The sequence below is a fragment of the Chitinophaga sp. 10T418 genome (genome assembly GCF_056394125.1).
Map to the genome: position 1 here is coordinate 292,154 of NZ_JBFTHG010000011.1, position 21,526 is coordinate 313,679.

16 protein-coding genes and 1 tRNA gene are annotated in these 21,526 nt (G+C 44.8%); 6 read left to right on the top strand and 11 right to left on the bottom strand.

Annotated features, from left to right (window positions below; translation table 11 throughout):
- Positions 1–38: 38 nt before the first annotated feature.
- From AC1DCV_RS27875 to AC1DCV_RS27910, 8 genes are all read right to left on the bottom strand, one after another.
- Positions 39–668, bottom strand: a complete 630-nt coding sequence (locus AC1DCV_RS27875; RefSeq protein WP_477026251.1) for an NAD(P)-dependent oxidoreductase — start codon at positions 666–668, stop codon at positions 39–41.
- Between the two features lie 332 nt (positions 669–1,000).
- A complete protein-coding gene (locus AC1DCV_RS27880; protein ID WP_477026252.1) occupies positions 1,001–3,214 on the bottom strand; it encodes a sodium-translocating pyrophosphatase in 2,214 nt (737 codons plus the stop codon).
- A 183-nt stretch (positions 3,215–3,397) separates the two neighbouring features.
- Positions 3,398–4,915: an NAD(P)H-hydrate dehydratase gene (locus AC1DCV_RS27885; protein ID WP_477026253.1), complete on the bottom strand. Its 1,518-nt coding sequence runs from the start codon at positions 4,913–4,915 to the stop codon at positions 3,398–3,400.
- A 100-nt stretch (positions 4,916–5,015) separates the two neighbouring features.
- Complete coding sequence (locus AC1DCV_RS27890; RefSeq protein WP_477026254.1) at positions 5,016–5,549, bottom strand: hypothetical protein; 534 nt, start codon at positions 5,547–5,549, stop codon at positions 5,016–5,018.
- A gap of 88 nt (positions 5,550–5,637) precedes the next feature.
- Positions 5,638–6,849: a Na+/H+ antiporter NhaA gene (gene nhaA / locus AC1DCV_RS27895; RefSeq protein WP_477026255.1), complete on the bottom strand. Its 1,212-nt coding sequence runs from the start codon at positions 6,847–6,849 to the stop codon at positions 5,638–5,640.
- Between the two features lie 132 nt (positions 6,850–6,981).
- A complete protein-coding gene (locus AC1DCV_RS27900) occupies positions 6,982–8,868 on the bottom strand; it encodes an OstA-like protein (protein ID WP_477026256.1) in 1,887 nt (628 codons plus the stop codon).
- Positions 8,869–8,877: 9 nt separating this feature from the next.
- Complete coding sequence (locus tag AC1DCV_RS27905; RefSeq protein ID WP_477026257.1) at positions 8,878–9,876, bottom strand: MlaD family protein; 999 nt, start codon at positions 9,874–9,876, stop codon at positions 8,878–8,880.
- A gap of 126 nt (positions 9,877–10,002) precedes the next feature.
- Positions 10,003–11,235, bottom strand: coding sequence for an N-acetylmuramoyl-L-alanine amidase family protein (locus AC1DCV_RS27910; RefSeq protein ID WP_477026258.1), 1,233 nt, complete (start codon positions 11,233–11,235; stop codon positions 10,003–10,005).
- A gap of 329 nt (positions 11,236–11,564) precedes the next feature.
- Between AC1DCV_RS27910 and AC1DCV_RS27915 the strand changes: the two genes are divergently transcribed.
- The gene (locus AC1DCV_RS27915; protein ID WP_477026259.1) at positions 11,565–14,195 is read left to right on the top strand and encodes a putative LPS assembly protein LptD; all 2,631 of its coding nucleotides are present in this window, start codon (positions 11,565–11,567) and stop codon (positions 14,193–14,195) included.
- A gap of 114 nt (positions 14,196–14,309) precedes the next feature.
- Here AC1DCV_RS27915 and AC1DCV_RS27920 read toward each other — a convergent pair whose 3' ends face one another.
- On the bottom strand, positions 14,310–15,056 hold the full coding sequence (locus AC1DCV_RS27920; protein ID WP_477026260.1) for a lysophospholipid acyltransferase family protein: 747 nt from the start codon (positions 15,054–15,056) through the stop codon (positions 14,310–14,312).
- 11 nt (positions 15,057–15,067) lie between these two features.
- Entirely contained in the window at positions 15,068–15,739 is a 672-nt protein-coding gene (gene ung / locus AC1DCV_RS27925; RefSeq protein ID WP_441571744.1) for a uracil-DNA glycosylase, read from the bottom strand.
- Positions 15,740–15,874: 135 nt separating this feature from the next.
- Between ung and AC1DCV_RS27930 the strand changes: the two genes are divergently transcribed.
- The 5 genes from AC1DCV_RS27930 (at position 15,875) to AC1DCV_RS27950 (ending at position 20,955) form a co-directional block, all read left to right on the top strand.
- Positions 15,875–15,948 (top strand) — tRNA-Arg (locus AC1DCV_RS27930).
- A 296-nt stretch (positions 15,949–16,244) separates the two neighbouring features.
- Positions 16,245–17,063 (top strand): DUF6597 domain-containing transcriptional factor, encoded by an 819-nt coding sequence (locus AC1DCV_RS27935; protein WP_477026261.1) that lies wholly within the window; start codon positions 16,245–16,247, stop codon positions 17,061–17,063.
- Positions 17,064–17,103: 40 nt separating this feature from the next.
- Positions 17,104–18,669, top strand: a complete 1,566-nt coding sequence (locus AC1DCV_RS27940) for an FAD-dependent monooxygenase (protein WP_477026262.1) — start codon at positions 17,104–17,106, stop codon at positions 18,667–18,669.
- A 147-nt stretch (positions 18,670–18,816) separates the two neighbouring features.
- Positions 18,817–19,059 (top strand): hypothetical protein, encoded by a 243-nt coding sequence (locus AC1DCV_RS27945; protein WP_477026263.1) that lies wholly within the window; start codon positions 18,817–18,819, stop codon positions 19,057–19,059.
- Positions 19,060–19,098: 39 nt separating this feature from the next.
- Positions 19,099–20,955 (top strand): outer membrane protein assembly factor BamB family protein, encoded by a 1,857-nt coding sequence (locus tag AC1DCV_RS27950; RefSeq protein WP_477026264.1) that lies wholly within the window; start codon positions 19,099–19,101, stop codon positions 20,953–20,955.
- A 95-nt stretch (positions 20,956–21,050) separates the two neighbouring features.
- On the opposite strand, the gene AC1DCV_RS27955 is transcribed toward AC1DCV_RS27950, so the two are convergent.
- A complete protein-coding gene (locus tag AC1DCV_RS27955; protein ID WP_477026265.1) occupies positions 21,051–21,464 on the bottom strand; it encodes a hypothetical protein in 414 nt (137 codons plus the stop codon).
- Between the last annotated feature and the right edge of the window lie 62 nt (positions 21,465–21,526).

The following is a 21,526-nucleotide window of genomic DNA, read 5'->3' on the forward strand; positions in this document are numbered from 1 at the left end:
TAGCGTTGTTGCTAATCCTGTACGTACAATAAGTTATATTAATAAGCCAGCGTGAAACGTTGCTTAATATGTTTAGGCTGTTCCAGTTCATCAATTAACGCGATGGCATAATCTGCAGTGGAGATCTTACTTTCACCTTTATCATTAAATACTACCTGATCTTTACCCAAACGGAATTTGCCGGTACGTTCGCCGGGTTGGATCATCATAGCCGGGCTTAATACGGTCCAGTCCAGATCATTGGTTGCTTTAATCACGTGAAAAGCGTCACGGGTAGCGGAAGCACCTTCTTTCCATTCTGCCGGAAATTCTGGTGTATCCAGTAGTTGTACGCCAGGAGCGATTTCCAGGCTACCAGCACCACTTACAGCAATCAGTCTTTTAATACCTGCTTTTTTTGTTCCATTAATAATGGCGTGTATGGCTTTGAGGTAGGTAACTTTATCGTGAGCACTATAAGAGCTGATCACTGCTTCATTGCCCGCTACCAGCGCCGCCACTTCTGCTTCATTGGTCACATCCCCTTTTTTTATGGTCAGATGGGGGTTTTGAACAGTTATCTTTTCCGGGTTACGAACAATAGCGGTTACCTCATGACCTCTGTTGAGTGCTTCGTTTAAAATGGCTGATCCTATAAATCCTGATGCTCCGATGATAGCTACTTTCATTTTTTTAGTTTTTATGGTAATTAATAATAATACAGCGTGCCCGTGCTGATTGTTTTAATTGTTACAATATTTATTACAGTTTTGAAGTAAAAAAATACAGATAATTAATCTGTAATAATTTTAATTACAGTACAAATGTAGGAAAGTTATTTTAAACACCAAAAGGAATTATAATTTTTTATTGCAGAAGGGGAGAAAGAAGATGGTTATTATGGGAAGACAGCTGTCCGCCAGGGCTAAACCTGTGCTCAGCTTCTATTAACGATGCCTTAAAACAAAAAATCCCGTCAGGGAACAAACCTGACGGGATTTTTGATTTTATAAAAAAGCTATTACTTTTTTTCAAGGAGGTAGGCGGTTGCCTTGCTGCTAACTGTTTTGGCTGCAGGCTGTACGATTTCTGTTTTAGCAGTAGGCGGCACCGGTGGTTGTTTGGTATGGAACATCTCCGCCAGGGTAGGCGCAATCACCAATGATACGATAGACATCAGCTTGATGAGGATGTTCATAGAAGGACCGGAAGTATCTTTAAACGGATCACCAACGGTATCACCAGTTACAGATGCTTTATGTGGCTCAGACTTTTTATAGTAGGTTTCGCCATTAATTTCCACGCCTTTTTCGAATGATTTTTTTGCGTTATCCCAGGCGCCACCAGCGTTATTCTGGAAGATCCCCATTAATACACCAGTTACAGTAGCTCCTGCCAGGAATCCGCCCAGTACTTCCGGACCGGCTATAAAGCCTACCAGTAAAGGGGAGATCAGGGCAATAGCGCCAGGCAGCATCATTTCACGGATAGATGCCTGGGTGGAGATGGCCACACATTTGTCGTATTCTGGTTTGCCGGTACCTTCCATAATGCCTGGTATTTCGCGGAACTGACGGCGAACTTCTTCTACCATGGCCATGGCAGCACGACCTACCGCCGCAATGGCGAGAGAGGAAAATATGAATGGAATCATACCGCCTACAAATAAACCGGCGAGTACATTTGCTTTATAAATATCGATGCCCTGAATACCCGCTACACCAACAAAGGCCGCAAAGAGTGCCAGTGCAGTTAAAGCAGCAGAAGCAATGGCAAAACCTTTACCGGTAGCGGCAGTAGTGTTACCCACGGCGTCGAGGATATCGGTTTTTTCTCTTACTTCTTTGGGCAGTTCGCTCATTTCGGCAATACCACCGGCATTATCGGCAATAGGGCCAAAGGCGTCAATCGCCAGCTGCATAGCAGTAGTGGCCATCATACCGGCAGCAGCAATAGCTACTCCGTATAATCCTGCCAGGTGGAATGAACCTGCAATACCCCCTGCCAGTACCAGTATAGGTAAGGTAGTGGACTCCATCCCTACAGATAAACCACCAATGATATTGGTAGCAGCACCGGTGGCTGACTGACGGATAATGGATTTCACCGGGCGTTTGCCCATAGCGGTGTAATATTCTGTAATAATACTGATCAGGGTACCTACGGCCAGGCCCACCATGATCGCACCAAATACCTGTCCGCGGGTAAATTCATGGCCACGTAAAACCATGGTATTATCCGGCAGTATCCAGTTTACCAGGAAGAAAGAAACAACAGCGGTTAAAATAATGGAACCCCAGTTTCCCATGTTCAGAGCTCTTTGTACCACCGCAGTGCTTAAACCTGCGGTATCGCTGATCCTTACAAATAAAGTTCCGATCATGGAAAAGATGATACCTGCACCTGCAATGATCATCGGCAGCAGGATTGGCGCAATGCCTCCGAAAGTATCGTGTGATACAGTTTCAGAGCCCAGTACCATGGTGGCTAATACAGTAGCTACATAGGAACCGAACAAATCGGCGCCCATACCGGCAACGTCACCCACATTGTCTCCTACGTTATCCGCAATGGTGGCAGGGTTACGGGGATCATCTTCCGGAATACCGGCTTCTACTTTACCTACCAGGTCAGCACCCACATCGGCGGCTTTGGTATAAATACCACCACCCACACGGGCAAATAAGGCAATACTTTCAGCACCCAATGAAAAACCAGTGAGTACCTCAATGGTCTTAATCATCTCCGCTGTATTGGCTTCCGCTCCGAAATATGATTTCAATATAATGAACAACGATCCGAGTCCGAGTACCGCGAGACCGGCAACACCCATCCCCATAACAGAACCGCCGGTGAAAGATACCTGCAATGCTTTCGCGAGACTGGTACGTGCGGCATGTGCAGTGCGTACATTGGCTTTGGTGGCGATTTTCATGCCTATAAAACCTGCGGTTGCTGAAAATACAGCACCTATCACAAAGGCCAATGCAATAGACCAATGGGAATTTTCATGTGTTGCCCCCATATAACCTAGTAGCAAGGCGGCAATAATAACAAAGTAAATAAGGACTTTATACTCAGCTTTAAGAAATGCCATAGCGCCTTCAGCAATGTGCTGAGCTATCTCTTTCATCTTGTCGTTGCCAGCATCCTGTTTTGTAACCCAGGAACTCTTGACGGCCGTATATAACAAAGCCAATAATCCAAAACACGGTACGAGGTAAACTATATTCATGTAAGCGAAATTTATAAATACGTGGTTGACAAAAAAGTTTAATAATGAATAAAAATAGGATTCCAAAAAAAATATTCAAATGAATATAAAACATAAATTATTAATTGTGTACGTAATAAATAAAATTATTGCACACATGCCCCATGAGTAAGTGTTTCGGGCAAAAAAAAATAACATGCACTGTCAGATACCTTCCTGGAATGCTTTACCCAGCCAACTGATGATATCGGCCGCTGTCATTGCTTCCTGCGAAAGATGGGCAGCGGCCAGATCTCCTGCATAGCCATGTAGCCATACACCCAGCAGCGCCGCCGCTTTGGGGGAATAATCCTGGGCCAGCAGGCCGGTTAATATACCCGTTAGTACATCTCCGCTGCCGCCGGTAGCCATACCGGGATTGCCGGTGTTATTAAAATATACAGCGCCATCAGGACAGGCAATGGCGGTATACCGGCCTTTCAATATAATATAAATCTGCAGACTTACGGCCTGCTTTGATAATAATTCCAGTCGCGCAGTATCGTTTGCACTGGTGCCGAAAAGTCGTTCAAATTCTTTTGGATGCGGTGTGAGTATAGAACCTGCGGGTACCTTATATAACAGGTATGGATATACGGAAAGTAAATTGAGGGCATCTGCATCAATAACCATAGGGCGCTGCCAGCTATCCAGCAACAACTCCAGCGATTTAGCGGTACCTGGTTGTGTATCCAGGCCCGGGCCGATACCGATTGTTTTATAGGAAGCGGTGTTAATATCCGGATGAAAGTTCGTGTTGTAGTGGGTATCTTCATCTGTAATACACATGGCGCAAGGCTCACTGATCTGCATAATATTGTAGCCACATTGCGGAATATGACAGGAGAGTAGCCCCACACCCGCGCGTAAACAGGCTTTGGCACTTAATACAGCAGCACCCATTTTACCATGACTACCGGCAATCAGCAACGCATGACCATAGGTGCCCTTATGGGCAAACGGGTCACGGGGACGGTAAATTGTCCGCATGATTTCTTTATCAGACAGGTGATACCGTGCAGGCGTTTGTGTTATATAATCCGGATGAAGGCCAATGGGTAAAATATGTACCTCGCCTGCATAAGGGGCATTTTCAGGTAGCAGGAAAGCCAGTTTGTAAAATTCAAAACTAAGGGTATGATGTGCCCGAACCACGGCGGCATGTCGGTTGCTGTCGTCTGCTATCAAACCGGAAGGCATATCTATTGCTACAATGGTATGCTTTTGTCGCTGGTCATTGAGGTGATGTACCACGCCGGCTACCCATCCTTCTATTGGCCGGCTCATACCTGTACCAAAAATGGCATCTATAATTACAGCATCGGCAGGTAAAACAGGAAAGTCAGATACATCTCCAATTTCATAGATCACCGAGGGATAATGTTCCTGCAAGGCCTGTAGCTTGAGTTGCTGGTCTGCACTGGCTCTGCTGCTATGTTGCAATATGCCGGCACTAACCTTGTAGCCATGATCGAGCAGTAAACGGGCGATGACCAATCCATCTCCTCCGTTATTTCCTTTTCCGCAAAAAATATAAATGGGGTGTCGGGAGGAATAATGATCTTCCAGCCATGCAGCACATTTGCCTGCAGCTCTTTCCATCAGGTTGGGGCTGCTGATGGGTTCGTGAGCGATCGTGAAAGCATCTGCCTCCCTGATTTGTGCTGCTGTGAAGATTTTCATGTCCGATAGTTGAACATTAAAAATACTTCAAAATAAGGAACATAAAAAAACGGACCATGCTTGCCTCATGATCCGTTTGTAAATGAAGTGGTCGCCCGGCTTAAAAAGTATACCTGGCAGACACACCGCCAATCTCCTCACCCATATAGTTGGTGGGTCCAACAAACTGTACGTAAGGTTTCAGATCGGCACTGATATTTAAAGGAAATTTCTTGAAAGTATATTCAACACCAATGATACCGTCCAGACCTGGAGATACGTAAGTGCCATTTTTATAGTGGTGGTCTTCATAACGACTCCAGTCATAATCCCGGCGGTCGTAGAAGCCCAGATGTGCACCACCACCAACATACATGTTCAGTTCAGGTAAACCTATATTCCAGTTGTATTCATATAATCCGGTAATAGTAAGGTTATTTCTGTGAGAGTGATTGGTGGTTACCAGTCCTTCAATAGCATGAGGGCCCTGGATAAAATGCTTGATGGTGAAGCCTACTATCCATGGGTTTAAACGTACGCCCAGCGCAGTGCTGTAGTTGGACGGATCGCTGTTCTTGTAACTCTTTTTCTTCTGCGCGTTGGCCTGAATTGCGAGCATAGCGATCAGACTGAAAAGTAACACGACTTTTTTCATAGATGTGTTGTTTGAATTGAAACTTAAAAATACACGTTAAGAAACGTTGGCTTTTTCTCTAAAGTATATATGCACGACGAAATTTAAATCACGGTTGCCTTGCAATAACAATGCCAACCGGCTTTAGTAAGCGAAGAAAAATAAATCCTGCAACACCAGCCAGCAGGGAGGCGGCTATTACAGAAATGATAGCAATGATCTGTAATTCCCGCTCTTGATAAGCTAGTGAAGAAATAAATATAGACATGGTAAATCCTATCCCGGCAATAAGTCCAACGCCTATCAGCTGTAGCCAGCCCGCTTTTGAAGGAAGTGCGGCCAGTTTTAATTTTACTGCGAGAAAAGAAAGTGTAAAAATTCCCAATGGTTTGCCAAGTACCAGTCCGGCTATGATGCCATAACTGATATTATTGTGCAGTGCGCCGGCAATATCTGAAGGCAACTGTATGGCAGTATTGGCCAATGCAAAAACGGGCATGATGACAAAATTTACCGGGTCGTGTAAACTATGCACCAGGTGGGCAATCCGGTCCTGTGGAATGCAGAATGCCAGCAGCACACCTGCAATAGTGGCATGTACACCGGAATTAAAAAGGCAGTACCATAATACCAGCCCGGGGATATAATAGAATATGAGTCGTTGTACTTTAAAATAATTCAGTAACAAGGGTATTAATAATACAGCGCCGCCAATCAGCAGGTATTTTACATCCAGATGCGGGGTATAAAATACTGCAATGGTTAATATTGCCCCCAGATCATCGATGATGGCCAGGGCCATCAGGAATATTTTTAGACCTACCGGTACTCTTTTGCCCAGTAAGGATAAAATGCCCAGGGAGAAAGCAATGTCAGTGGCCATGGGGATGCCCCAGCCATGTGCATATGGGGTGTTTTTATTAAAGAGGGCGAAGATGAGTGCGGGAAACAGCATGCCACCAACGGCTGCCAGCACGGGTAAGATAGATTTTCTGACAGAGGAAAGTTCTCCTACAGTCAGTTCCCGTTTTATTTCCATACCTACCAGGAAAAAGAACAGTACCATCATGCCATCGTTTATCCATAACAGGTAGGAGTTGGGAAGGTGCAAAGCCCGGTATTGATAATGATGTCCGCCAGCCGGATCGAACAGGGTATTCCAGAATCCCACATAATCCGTTTGAACAGCTGAATTGGCCAGTATCATAGACACAAGTGTGCATACGATGAGTACAATACCTACCGCACGGCTATCTTTCAGGAATTGGTGGATAGGAGAAATCAGTGTTTTCCGGATAATGTTAATAGAGTTCTGAATCACAGTTGTCGGTTTTGGTGAGAAGATGGGATGGGATTAAATGAAGTTGGAATTTGTTCGGGTAAAATATACTATCCGTATTTCAAATAGTCTTTATTTACCGGATCAAATTCCAACTGCTGGGAATCCCAAAAATTATTGCATTAACTCGTACTTACTTTTCGGTTGTCGTTTGATGTCCCATTTGAAATTTTCCAGTTGTAGCTGGTCTTTAGGACGTTGTGTAAACGGATAAACCACGCCTTCCGGATCTTTGATCAGCACTACTTTATCTACTTCTCCTTTTTTGAAAAAGATATTGATGATGGCGCATTGTGCTTTGTTGACGCTCATATAGGCGCCCCCCTGATCTTTGATATAATTAATTGTTTCCGCATTTCCTTCCACGTGCATCCAGTCGAGGGTTTCACCTGCCACGTAGCCGGTGATGAGGTTACCTTTGATCTGGTTAAACATGCCTGGTCCTGCTTCATTGATAATAAAGCCATTATTTTTCAGCAGCATTTTATCAGCGGTCTGGTTCTTGGTAAACATCAGAATGGTGTCGCCACTGAGTTGTGTGGTATTGTTGGACCAGATCACCGGGTTGCGGTAGAAGCGGAAGATGGAATCTTTGGAAGAATAGAATACGCTGTCTGCCACTGCCTGCAGGGAATCCGAAAACACCCTTACGTGGTGATAAGCCAGTATATAACGTTGTTCTGCGGTGTCTTTAGGTGCTTGCAGCGCCATGCTGTCTGCATGATGTTTGATACCCGGCAGGGAATCCTGGATCACTACAGTGGGGATGGCAGCTATTTTCACATTTTTCACCAGGGAGGTATCGAGTTTTTGCCTGGTTTTAGCCAGGGCGCTGTCGGCCATGAACATCATAACGTTGCCGGCTATACTATCCTGTTGTTTCCGGGCAATGGAGTCGCCTTTGGTGATGGGGGAAATAGTGGCAGTGAATCTCTCCGGCGGTCGTATGGTTTTGAGTGCCCGCAGGTTTTTGGTGGGAGAATCCGGAACGCGCTTCAGTCCTGCTACAGATGGAATAGATAAGCTGTCGTCCGGACGGATCACACCTGAAAACAGGGTATCGGCGGCCATATACAGGGTATCCTTATTTTTTTCCATGATCAGCAGTGGTTTCTGCGTGGCGAGGATGGTTTTCTCACGTTGATTAACCACACCTTTGTTGGCCAGCAGTGACATTTTGCGGGCGGTATCCTTGTATACCATATTGCCGGTGGCATAAGCCATACCGGTTAATTTGTCCATTTCAATATTGTCGGCGGTGATGGTACCGGTGCTGTCTTCAATGGTAGGCCGGTTACCAAAATTGCCGTAGCCTTTTTCTGTATCATAATAACCACTGGTAGCATACATGGTGCTTTTATCGTTATTGTTGATAGTGGTTGGGGCTATGATGGTGGCTATTTTAGTATCGGTATTATATAGCAGTTCACTGGTGCTTAGGGTGTATTCCGGATCTACGAGTAATACATTCCGCATGAAATGCATTTCTTTTGTTTCTGTATAATAGTAGCCTTCATCGCTGGTGAGTACACTTTTGCCATTTACCAGTCTTCCGCTTTTCACATAGGAACCAATTTTAGCGTTCATATCATACTGCAGTTCGGGGCCGGTGATGGTTACCTTACCATCTGTAAGCCGGGCATTGTCTCTTAGCAGGGCGATGCGGGTGTTGGCATCATAGTTAAGGTAATTACCGTAGATGTGTACACTATCAGCCTGGTTAATATGAATATTGCCATAGGCGTCGATAATATTGGTTTTGTTGTTCTTCACGGCGCTGTCACAGTTAAACAGGGTGGTGCCCTGTTTAAAGATGGTGTGACCAAGGAAGCGGGTTACGTCAACAGAATCACGTTGGTTCATGATAAGTGAGTCCGCATGAATAATTTCAATAACAGACCCTGTTTTCGGAGCTGGTTTATCCGGAAACTGGGCGCTGGCCGTAAATGCCAGCAGGCATATTACGGCCAGAAAAATCCCTGATTTTATGTATCGATGCATTGATTCTTATTATTGTGCCGCTGCTGTATCAGAAGGTAACGGCTTCGTTTTATCTTTTTTGCCAAACAGGGAGAAGTGTACGTAGCGTTTTGGATTGACGCGGAGGTCTTCCAGCAGCTTATTCAGATTTCCCAATGAATACTGAAGATTGTTATACACTTTTTTGTCGTTCAGCAGCATGCCGGCAGTGCCATCTGTAGTATTCAGTTTGGCAATGGTGGCATTCAGGTTAGTGGCTGTTTGCTGTAATTGCGCCAGTGTTTTGTCGATGTTACCTTTTGCCAGTGCATCTGTTGCTTTCTGTGCATTGTCGAGGATACCGGTAATTTTTGCGTTATTATCTTTCAGGTTACCGGTTACTGCAGCCAGGTTGTTGAATGTTTTCTGGATATTACCTGTGTTTGGATCCAGCATACCATTCAGGGATGCAGAGGTGTGCGTGAAGTTACGCATGGTAGTATTGAGGCTGCGGATAGCATCCTGCAGGTTACCTTTTGCGGTAGTATCCAGGATGGCGTTCACAGACATTAATACAGAGTCAATATTGGTGAGGGTACCTTCCAGTTTTTTTACCAGAGGGCTAAGCTGTGCTTTCAGTGCATCAGTCATGGAGCCATCTACAGCTGCGTAGATGGTATCACCGCTTTTCAGATATTCGCTGGCGTTACCCAGTTCCATCTGTACTGTTTTGGTGCCTAACAGGTCGCTGCTGATGCGGGCTACAGAGTTGCGGGGAATGTCAATCTTTTTGGTAATGGTGATGGATACCAGGATCCTGGAGGCATCTTTATCCATAACTTCCAGGTTAGATACACTACCTACCACCAAACCATTTACCTGTACAGCGTTGGCGGGTTGTAAACCGTTTACCTGCTTACAAACAGCATAAATGGTTTTATTATGTGAAAAAAGGCTCTTTCCCTTCAGTAAATTAAAGCCCAGCACAAGTAAGGTTATACCCAGCACCGTTAATATACCAACTTTGGTTTCATTAGATAATTTGAGCATGAGATTCGTATACGTTCACGCAAAAATAATCAAAAAGCATGCACGGGAAGTGCTCGTGTAAAAATGTTAGTAATAAAAAAGAGGAAAGGGGGAAACTATAGAGGGGGATGGGGGGAGTGGGGCAGTCTAGCAGGAGGTAACAAAAGCGTCTTTGAATCCCAGTTTACGGGCCTTACGCAGGGCACCGGAGGCTTGTTGATCTGTTTTGAAACGCCCCCACATATATTTGTTTAGTTTTTTTTTATTCATCACGACCTGTTGGCGGTTGATATCACCATGGAGCTTCCTGAAAATGGAAGCTCCTGGTTTATAAAATTTATCTGTAATTAGCAGTTGTACGCAATAGCGGTCTTCCTGTTGCGGTGTTCCTGGCTTGCCATTGGAGGTTTTACCAGGTTTCAGGAAAGCGTGTGTATTGTTGTTTTTAGAGGAGGTGCTGGTGGTAGCTGGCTGTGAATTGCGGTTGTTGGTGAACCTGTCGAGTTCATCACGGTAACGCTTAATCGCTTTATAGATACAGTTGGCCAGTTCCTGTTGTCCATTGCTGGAGTTGAGGTAATCTTCTTCTTCAGGGTTGCTGATGAATCCGAGTTCCACCAGTACACTTGGCATTGCAGTGGCAGATAGTACCCAGATACCTTTTTCATTTCGTTGTCTTGCTCCGCGGCTGATACGTCCTACCCGGGTAAATTCGTCCTCAATAAGGGTAGAGAGGCGAAGGCTTTGATCGAAATAGGAGTTTCTCAGGGTATTCAGCAGGATGAATGTTTCCGGGTCATCACCCAGCAGTTGTTTGCTTTCTTCTGAGTTGTCATCCAGTACGATAACGGAATTTTGTTTAAGGGATTCCATTTTGGCGTTGTTCTTACTGGTAGCCCATATATATGTTTCCGTGCCTTTGGCGTTGCTGGGGTAGTAGGCATATACCGGTTGTTTAACGGCTATTTTCTTTCTTCCTTTTTTACGGTATACGGTTTTATAGTCTACTACTTTACGGATCTTACCAGTTGAGTTACAGTGGATAGACACGAACAGTTCTCCTTTGTTGTCATTGGCAATCTGGGCTTTTACGCGGGGATCGTCAAACCGGTCACTTTTTCGTGTATACACTACCTTTACATCAGGCATGTTTTCTTCCAGGATCTTTCCCAGTTTCAGTGCTACTTCGAGGGTTACTTGTTTTTCGGTAGAGTAGCTGCCTTTGGCGCCGGGATCTGTACCGCCGTGGCCGGCATCAATAACAATCGTTCTTATAGGCTTATCCTGTTTAGTAGGAACAGGATCATTTTTGGCCTGAATAAAAAAGGTACAGGTGAATAGTGTTCCCAGTCCTAAAATCCAAAATCGGTTCCAGCGCATGATTCTCATTTTAATGGGTGCTGTTTATCACAAAAAATAAAAAAATAAGTTTATCTGTTAAATTAATCATTGTCATGCTCCATGCGACTTTAAACCACCTTTCTATACATCGTCTATCAAACATTACAAGTTACCATTTGTAATAAATTGTATAAAATCTTGTAGGTTTGTGGCCGCCGTAACACATGAACGCTAGCTACAAAAATAATTATAAAAAGTTTTTTCGACATACATACCTGGTTTTTGCCGGTATGTTCATTGCCATTCCCTTTATTATAGATGCAGTTGCAGGGTCCAGGCCACACGCTGTATCGTTTTTTAACAAAAGTTTGGCAGATACAGCCCCTTTGACCAGGAAAGATACTGGCAAAATCAAACGACCTGCTGTGATTCCTCCTGCTGCGACAGACACGAATGTACTGTCAAAAGGGACGGATACCAGCGGAACAGTGACTGTCGATACCCTCTTTGTTCCAAAGATATCAAAAGACACGCTGGATGCGCCAGTTAATTATAAAGCGAAGGATTCTATTATCCTGATGGTGCCTGACAAACGCTTCTATTTATACGGTACGGCCAACACAAAGTACAAAACCATTGATCTTTCGGCCGAAAAAATGAATTTCGACCAGGAAACCGGTATCCTGGAAGCGACCAACGCGAAAGATACCGCTGGTAAATTGTTTGGTGGCCCGGTGATGAATGACGGCGGCCAAAGCTTCGAATCGGATACCCTCCGCTATAACTTTACATCCCAGAAGGCAAAGATCTATAATACCCGGTCCCAGTACGGAGAAGGCTACATTCATAGTGCACAAACCAAAAAAGCGGCGGATAATACCATTTTCGGCTTTAAAAATGGCTATACTACCTGTAACCTGGATACTCCCCATTTCAGCTTCCGGGCCCGCAAAATAAAGGTTATACCTGATAAACTGGTTATTTCCGGTCCGGCTAACCTGGAAATTGAAGGAATTCCTACTCCCTTGTTTATACCTTTCGCCATTTTCCCTATCACCCAGGGTCAACGGTCGGGTATTCTGCCTCCGCAGTATGTGGTGAACCAGCAGAAAGGGATCGGACTTGAAAATGGTGGGTACTATATAGGTTTGGGCGACAATTTTGACCTGACGATGCGGGGAGACGTATATTCCTATGGTAGCTGGAGCCTCACGGGAAGCCCTACTTACCGCAAGCGGTATAAATATAACGGAGGCCTCAACCTGAGTTTTGCCAATACCCGCTTCGGTGATCCGGCGGTAAAATCTGAATTCAGCACCTCCAAAGATTTCCGGATCACCTGGAATCACAGTATGGACAGTAAGGCCCGTCCGGGTGTGAACTTCGGGGCTGCCGTAAACTTTGGTACCTCGTCCTATAATAAATACAACGTGTATGATTATAATACCCGTGTAAATAATAACATCGGATCTTCCATCACCTTTTCAAAAACCTGGATAGGAAAGCCTTATAACCTGACATTGGGATTAAACCATTCTCAGAACTTAAGTACCCGCGATGTGTCGATATCCTTCCCGGATGGAACTTTCACGGTAAATACCATCTATCCTTTCCAACGGAAAGAAATGATAGGTAGTCCCAAATGGTTTGAAAAAATAGGGATTTCTTATAATACCGTTCTGCGTAACCAGGCTAACTTCAAAGATTCCCTGTTTGGTAAACAGGCCATGTTTGATGCGATGCAAACGGGCATGCAGCATAATATTCCGATCTCCTTCTCCATCCCGGTATTTAAAACCTTTACTTTATCTCCGGGTATTAACTATACAGAATACTGGTATACCAAGAAATTTAACCGTACCTGGAATCCCAGTAAGCCCAACCCGGGAACAGGGACCAATGGCGCTATTGACACTGCCTACCAGGCTGGTTTCTTTACGGCACGTGATGTTAGTGCCAGTATGTCTTTGTCTACCGCCTTATACGGTATGTATGCGTTCAGCAAGCACTCCAAGATTAAAGCCATCCGTCACGTGATGCGTCCTACTTTGAGCGCCAGCTACCGGCCGGATCTGAATCCGAACCTCTACAGGGAATTACAATATAACAATGCGGGTGACAAGTCCATGGTGTCTGTATATGATGGTGCTATTATCGGTGTACCTTCTCCTGGTTCGTTTGGAGGGTTGAACTTCGGTTTGGACAATAACCTGGAAATGAAAGTGTTCTCGAAAAAGGATACTACGGGGAACCATGAACGAAAAATAAAATTGCTGGATGGTTTTGGTATCAACGGTAGTTATAACCTGGTGGCAGATTCCTTCAAACTTTCCACTTTCAGTTTATACGCACGTACCAATTTGTTTGATAAATTAAATATCTCCGCCAGTGGTAACCTGGATCCTTATCAGACAGATGCCCGTGGCCGTCGCCTTGATAAATATGTCTGGCAGCAGGGGAAGATCAGCCTGGGCCGTTTAACCAACGCAAGTATCTCCATGAGTACTTCATTCCAGTCGAAGGATAAAAAGAGCAAGGCAAAAGAACAGACAATAGATTCTATACAGAATGCACAGAGCACGGATGCTGCCTTTGCTGCGCAACAGCGGCAGTTGGCAATGGTACGTAACAACCCGGGTGAATATGTGGATTTTGATATTCCATGGCGTGTGGATCTCTCGTACAGCTTATCTTATACCAATACTATTATACCGGATTCCGGTGGTGTTGTAAAGCGTATCACACAATATGTCAGCTTCAACGGTGATTTTAGTCTTACGCCGAAATGGAAGATTGGGTTAAACAGTGGTTTTGATTTTACCAATATGCAGATTGCCTATACGAATATGTATATCTCGCGGGATATGCACTGTTGGCAGATGTCTATTAACCTGATACCGTTTGGTACTTTCCGGCAGTTCAGCATTACTATTAATCCGAAAGCAGGTATCCTGCGTGATCTGCGAATAAACCGATCGAGACAGTTTTACGATTTATAACGGTGATGGATATATGATTTTAATAGTATCCTGATGTAAAAAAATATTTTATTATAAAAAGAAAAGCCCGTTTGATATTTTTATCAAACGGGCTTTTCTTTTTATAACCGGGTATTAATTTTTTGTATTGTGCGCTAAGTAGTATGTCCACATCTGGTTAAATACTTTTTCTTTCAGTGCCGGTACATCATCCCTGGTAAGGCCTGCTGTAGGCACAGGCGGCAGAAAATGATAGTCGATATGATGAGGCCATGCAAAGAATTTTCTTCCTACCGGTAATATCTTTTTAGTATGAAATAACAGGGAAGGAATCAGCGGTAATTGTGTATCAATGGCCAACGCGAAAGCGCCATCGTAGAAGGCTTTTAAGGGCTCTTCTGTGCGGTTGCGGGTGCCTTCGGGATAAAGCAGGATATGTAAGCCCTGTTTCAGTGCCTCTTTCATATCTGTTACACTTTGCTTTCTGCTGGCTTCACTACTGCGGTCAACCATAATACCACCTATTTTATACAGCACACCAAAGAGCGGAATTTTACCCAATGAAGCTTTTGCGAGTGTTTTATTGGCGCCTGGTATTTTGGCGGTGGTAACTGGTACATCTATTAATGAGTTGTGATTGCATACTACCACATAGGTTTGTCCTGGTGCAAAATATCCGGTTCCTTTTCTTCTGACAGGGCAGCCAATCAGCGGCATATATACAATCATCCATATCCTGCCGATAGCGAGGAAGCCTTTAGACTTTGTAGGATCCGGCCAGAAGGAGATAATCCAGATAGGAATAAATACGATCAGCATGGTGCCTGCAAATAACAACAACATCCAGGCTGCGAATATTCTACCAAGGATATTTTTCAACATAGCTTTTACTTTTATAGTCTCCAGTCTACCGGTGCAATCCCAGCTTTACCGAGTATTTCGTTGGTTCTTGAAAAATGCCTGCATCCGAAAAATCCTTTATCTGCACTGAATGGTGAAGGATGCGCTGCCTGCAAAATATGATGTTTTGTTGCGTCTATCAAATATTGTTTATCCTGTGCAAACCTTCCCCAGAGCAAAAATACTACGTCTGTGCGTCGTTCAGAAATAGTTCTGATAACAGCATCTGTAAAGTCGCCCCAGCCTATTTTACTATGTGAGGCAGGTTCTCCGGCTCTTACTGTTAAAAACGCATTTAATAATAATACGCCATGTTCTGCCCATTTAGTAAGATTGCCACTGGTAGGAATTTCCAGTCCAAGGTCCGTTTTCATTTCCTTGTAAATGTTCACCAGTGAAGGAGGTGGCTTTATACCATCAGGCACAGAAAAACTGAGTCCATGCGCCTGTCCGGCACCGTGATACGGGTCCTGACCCAGAATGACCACTTTTACCTTGTCCAGCGGCGTTTTGTCAAATGCATTAAAGATCAGGTTACCAGCGGGATAAATCACTTTATTCAACGCTTTTTCATGTTTAAGGAACATGACGATCTGATCGAAATAGGCCTTATGAAATTCATCTTTTAGCGCTTCCTTCCAGCTTGATTCTATTTGTACATCCATGGTATTCACAACTATATTTAAAGAAAAATAAATTAAATTTGATTTATTGAGAGAAATTTACATAAATTTGCACTCCCAAAACGCGAGATAAATATAACAATTTATTTCACATTACAAGGGAAAAGGAATACATAAGTCTTGGTAGCTCAGCTGGATAGAGCAACTGCCTTCTAAGCAGTAGGCCATTGGTTCGAATCCAATCCAGGACACAGTTTGGGACAAATCGGTTTAATCATCGGTTTGTCCTTTTTTATTTCCTCCAACATCTGTCAGCCTGACGGCTTCGGTTACGCTATTAATTCAAAAATTGGCCTCGTCAAAAACGAAATTTTCCGAGGAAAATGACCCAATTATTAATCGATTTTTTTTCATTACCGGCTTTTATTTTTTTGTAGTCAATACCATCAGTTACATCATGTAATCATAGTTGAGGTGTCTCTCCCGGAAGGTATAAAATGGGTGACCATAAAGCGGATGCTGAAGAGATTTATGCTAACTTTAAAAAATGCTGCATCAAGAATTTGACCCTCCTGAAGAGCTGAGAGATACCATCAAGTGCTTTTGGTACAACAGGGAAGACTTCGGAGAACAATCAACGAGTTTTGAGGTATTGCCAGACGGCTACGCTGAAATTATCTTTCATTTTGGAAGCGGCTGTAGTACTTCTTACAATGGAAGCCTGCAGCCATTGCCATCACCGTTTATGATGGGGCTACTCAACCAGCCGGTTCGTTTTTACACTAAGAATCGCTTCGAAATTATTGCTGTCAGGTGCTTTCCCTGGACCGTGTTCGATTTGCTCGGACTACCATCCGGTAAAGACGGCGTGCGCATCTTTGAGCATCCTATTGCACGGCTTCAGTCTGCCTTGAATCAGTGCATGCAGGCTGGCAGGATAGATGAAGCAGTGGATCAGGTAAAACAGTATTTCCTGGATGCACGGTCGCATGTTGCTGCCAACAGTATGCTATTCAAAGCGGGTGTCGCTATGAGAGAGGCAAACGGCACTATGCCGGTAAGCCAGGTAGCGGCGGCGGCTCATGCAACGGTTCGCACATTGGAGCGGAACTTTAAACAATCTTCCGGATATACAGTTAAAGATGTGTCTGGTCTGATACGCTTTGAGCAGGTAAGAAATCACCTATGGCTTTATCCGGATGCCAATATCGCCGGCCTGGCTCATGAGCTGGGCTATACAGATCAGGCGCATCTGAGCAGGGAATTCAAGCGCTATAGCGGCACTACGCCTGCAGCATTTGCACGAAAAGCCAGGAAAGGGAAAAAGGCGGTAAGCAATGATTTTGTCGCGTTTGTACAAGATTGAGACAGGAGCATTCCGGAATTTTGTGTCTCAATCATTCGATATGACAATAACACTTAACAGCAACAAATCCGAACAACATCATCCTATTTACGATGTAATTATATCCGGCGGAGGCCCTGTGGGCCTGTTCCTCGCCTCTGAGCTTGCCCTGGCCAAATGTTCAGTGCTCATACTGGAAAAAATGGAAGATCCTCATTCGCAACTGAAACAACTTCCTTTCGGGATGCGGGGACTTTCGGCGCCGACTATCGAAACGCTTTATCGTCGTGGACTGCTAAAAGAGCTTGTGCTTCATAAAGTCCTTAAAAATCCTCACCAGAAAGCCCAACAAGGCCCCCGTCGTCAGTTAGGGCACTTTGCCGGCATTCCATTCCATGCGGGCGATGTAGATACCTCACAGTGGAGGTATCGCCTGCCAGGCGCTACAGACACCAGTTTGTTATCTTCAATGGAGGAGATGGAAACGATGTTGGTCCGTCGCGCTGAAGCCCTGGGTGTAGTCATCAGGCGCGGGCTTGCCATTACTGATTTTCATCAAACGGAGGACGAGGTAACTGTTTATTCAGGCGCCCAATCTTTTAAAGGTAAATGGCTCGTAGGTTGCGATGGAAGCCGTAGTGCTGTTCGCAAGCTGGGTGGTTTTGAATTCGCTGGTACTGAGCCGGAATTCACCGGCTACTCTGCCCTGGCGGATATTGCCGACCCGGAAAAGCTCAACCCGGGCCGAAACGTGACACCAACAGGCATGTATCTCCAATCCCAGCCAGGTTACCTGGTGATACAAGAGTTTGATGGTGGTGCAGCGCATCATTCAAAAAAGCCAATTACGCTTGAACACGTGCAGGAGGTGCTACGCCGCGTATCGAACACTGATGTTACCATCAGCGCCCTCCATATCGTAACTACCTGGACTGACCGGGCACGGCAGGCCACCGCCTATCGCAACGGACGTGTACTTTTAGCCGGTGATGCCGCGCATATTCACGCGCCATTGGGCGGCCAGGGACTTAACCTTGGATTAGGTGATGCCATGAATCTTGGCTGGAAGCTGGCTGCAACCATCCATGACACAGCACCGGAGGGCTTATTGGACAGCTATTATACAGAACGGTATCCGGTTGGTGCACAGGTGCTGGATTGGTCGCGTGCCCAGGTAGCCATCATGATGCCACGTCCGGAAGCCCGCGCACTGCATGCCATCATCAGCGATCTTATGAATACACGCGATGGCGCTACCTATTTTGCAGGAAGGGTATGGGGGATTTTCACCCACTATAATCTCGGTGGTGACCACCCCCTGCTGGGTTACAGCGTTCCCAACTTTGAGTTCGAAGACGGCACAACCATTGGCGAATTAATGCACGATGGCAGGGGAATACTGCTTGATTTTGATAGAAATGATTCACTTAAAACTTTGGCGGGTGAATACGGTGACCAAATCAAATATATTTCAGGCAGTGTAAAAGACCGGTTAGGTGTAAGCGCCTTATTGATACGCCCTGATGGGATGATCGCCTGGGCTTCTGACAATGCTCCGGATGGCAGCGAATTCCAGGAGGCCATCGATCGTTGGTTTGCCTGTAATTCAGTGATCAAACAGTCATAGGACATTTAAAACTATTTGTCCGGTACGATTAAAGACCCGCATCAGTGCGGGTCTTTTCTTTTTTTGTCAAGGAGGTTATTTACTAAGCGGATATGGTGATGAGTAACCCTAATATTTTCTGATTATATTTAAAGTAAAATAATAACCATGGCAGACTTTATAAAATCATGCGCCCCGCAGTCACATATTTTCATCAACCTGGAATTTGTAACCGACATAGAAATTGCAGCAGATAAAAAATCCATTCAGTTTCATTATTCCAAAGACAAAAGCGTGGAATGGAAATATGAAGATGAAAAGCAACTGGAAGATGATTTGAACTTAATCAAACACCGCAGCTCCGATAAGTATAGAACCCGGCAGAGTGGCTTCAGAATGGCGAATGATTGAGGGGCATCATCGCTTACTGTACTAACATAAATTGAGTACATGAAATTTTATCCGAAGTTATTGGCAGGGATGCTACTGTTAACCGGCGTTTTGCCCGCAGTAAAGGCACAGACAACTTTTAAATTTGCTGAGGTATCTGATACACACGTAGGCAGTGATCATGCATTGGAAGACCTGCAACGTACAGTGAACGACATTAACAGTCAACCCGATCTGGCTTTTGTGATTATATCAGGTGATATCACCGAATTTGGTGCAGATGCAGAACTACGACAGGCGAAAGCTGTGCTGGATGAATTGCATAAACCCTGGTATATCATTCCCGGTAATCACGATACCAAATGGTCTGAAAGTGGGGGGAATACTTTCCGTAAAGTATTTGGCAACGAAACGTTTTCGTTTAGCTATGGAGGTTATCATTTTATTGGTACCAACAGTGGCCCTAATATGCGGATGGGACCGGGGCAGGTGCCACGTGAAAATATCGTGTGGCTGGATGATATTCTGAAAAGGAAAGATAAAACCACGCCCATCATCTACATTAATCATTATCCACAGAATGAAGACCTCAATAACTGGTATGAAGCCATAGATAGGCTGAAACAATACAATATCCAGCTGATACTTTGCGGTCATGGACATGCTAACCGTGTATTTGATTTCGAGGAGATACCTGGTGTGATGTGCCGTTCTAATCTCCGTGCGAAAGACAGTATTGGGGGTTATAATATCGTCACCATTGCCAACGGCAAAGCCGCTTTTGAAGAAAGAACTCCCGTAGCTGCCAGGAACAGGGCATGGGCAGAAGTATCTTTGTCCAGCCACGCAGCAGGAACGGGTAAGGGGGCATTTTTCCGGCCGTCTTTTGCGATGAATGATTCCTTTCCAAATGTAAAAACGGCCTGGGTTTACCAGGACAACAGTGATATCGGCGGGGGCATGACACTCTACAGAGATCTTATTATTTCTACCAATACCGCTGGTGAAATTTATGCATTGCAGCAAAAGAGTGGCAGGAAGAAATGGACTTTTTCTACCAAAGGAAAAATATATGCGACTCCGGTAGTCGCCGGTAATAAAGTGGTAGTAGGGTCTTCCGATCATTTTATTTATTGCCTGAATGCTTCCAATGGTAAATTGCTATGGCAGTTTGAGACGGGTAAACCATTGGTAGCCAGTACCCGGATTGTGGATGGTATTACTTACACCGGCTCATCAGACGGGCATTTCAGGGCTATTGATTTGAATACAGGTAAACTGATATGGGAATATGCAGAAGTGAATGGGTTTGTGGAAGATAAGCCGCTTTTTTACCAGGGTAATATTTACTTTGGCAGCTGGGGCAATGACTTCTATGCCCTGGATGGGCATACCGGTGCATTAAAATGGAAATGGAATAATGGTGCTTCTAACCGGATGTTTTCTCCGGCAGCCTGCTGGCCGGTAGGAGCAGATAATAAAGTGTTTATAGTGGCGCCTGATAGGTTTATGACAGCATTTAATGCTGCTACCGGTGAAGTGATATGGCGCAAATCCAGACCTGATGTACGAATGCGGGAATCGTTGGGGCTCTCCGCCGATAGTAGTGAAGTGTTCATTAAAACGATGGAGGGGCGTCTGTACGGCGTTTCTACCAGGACAGATAGTTTGCAGTTGTTGTGGCAGTCGCCTGTGKAAATGGACTACGAGCTGGATCCGGCCGCACCGGTAGAGCGGGACCAGGTGATTTATGTACCTACTCACTCAGGTGTGGTGTATGCGATAAATGCCAAAGACCATTCCCTGTTATGGAAATTCAAATTATCTAACTGCCTGGTAAATGCGGTATTGCCGGCAGGAGATAAGCAGGTGCTGGTGAGCACCATGGATGGGAAACTGGCGCTACTCCGGTATTAAACCGCTTATCAAAGAACAAAAAAATAGAAAGGATCAGCGTAAGAACTGATCCTTTTTCTATGTTTAATTTCAGTGATATCATTTTTTCGCCCGCTTTATCTGGCGGTGTCCTTCAGCCATGGTCTGCGACCTGCTTCCAGAATGGGCAAATTCGCTTCTGTAGGTACATAGATAACTGCCTGGGGATTTTTCTCGATGTTGTCAATCCACAACCAATGCAGATAAGCTTCATTGTTGCGCAGTGATTCACCTATGATCTGATTGGAACGGGCTACACCATGGGCGCGGATGGTGTCTGCAGCTGCCAGCATGGCCGCACTTTCCATTTTGGCGCGGGCTTCCGCTACCGCCACTTCTTTGGATGCCTGCGCATGTGCCAGCAATGCTTCTCCTTCCATACGCTGGGAGTATACTTTGTATTTAGGGCATCCCCATAATCCAAGTATTACTAATCCGATGAAAACTAAAAGTACAAAGCTGGATAACGAGATAACAGATTTTGTATTCATATAGGTAAATGTCCTGAACCGCAGGACGGGGTTTGGTTTCAGAACCAAATATAATTATATTC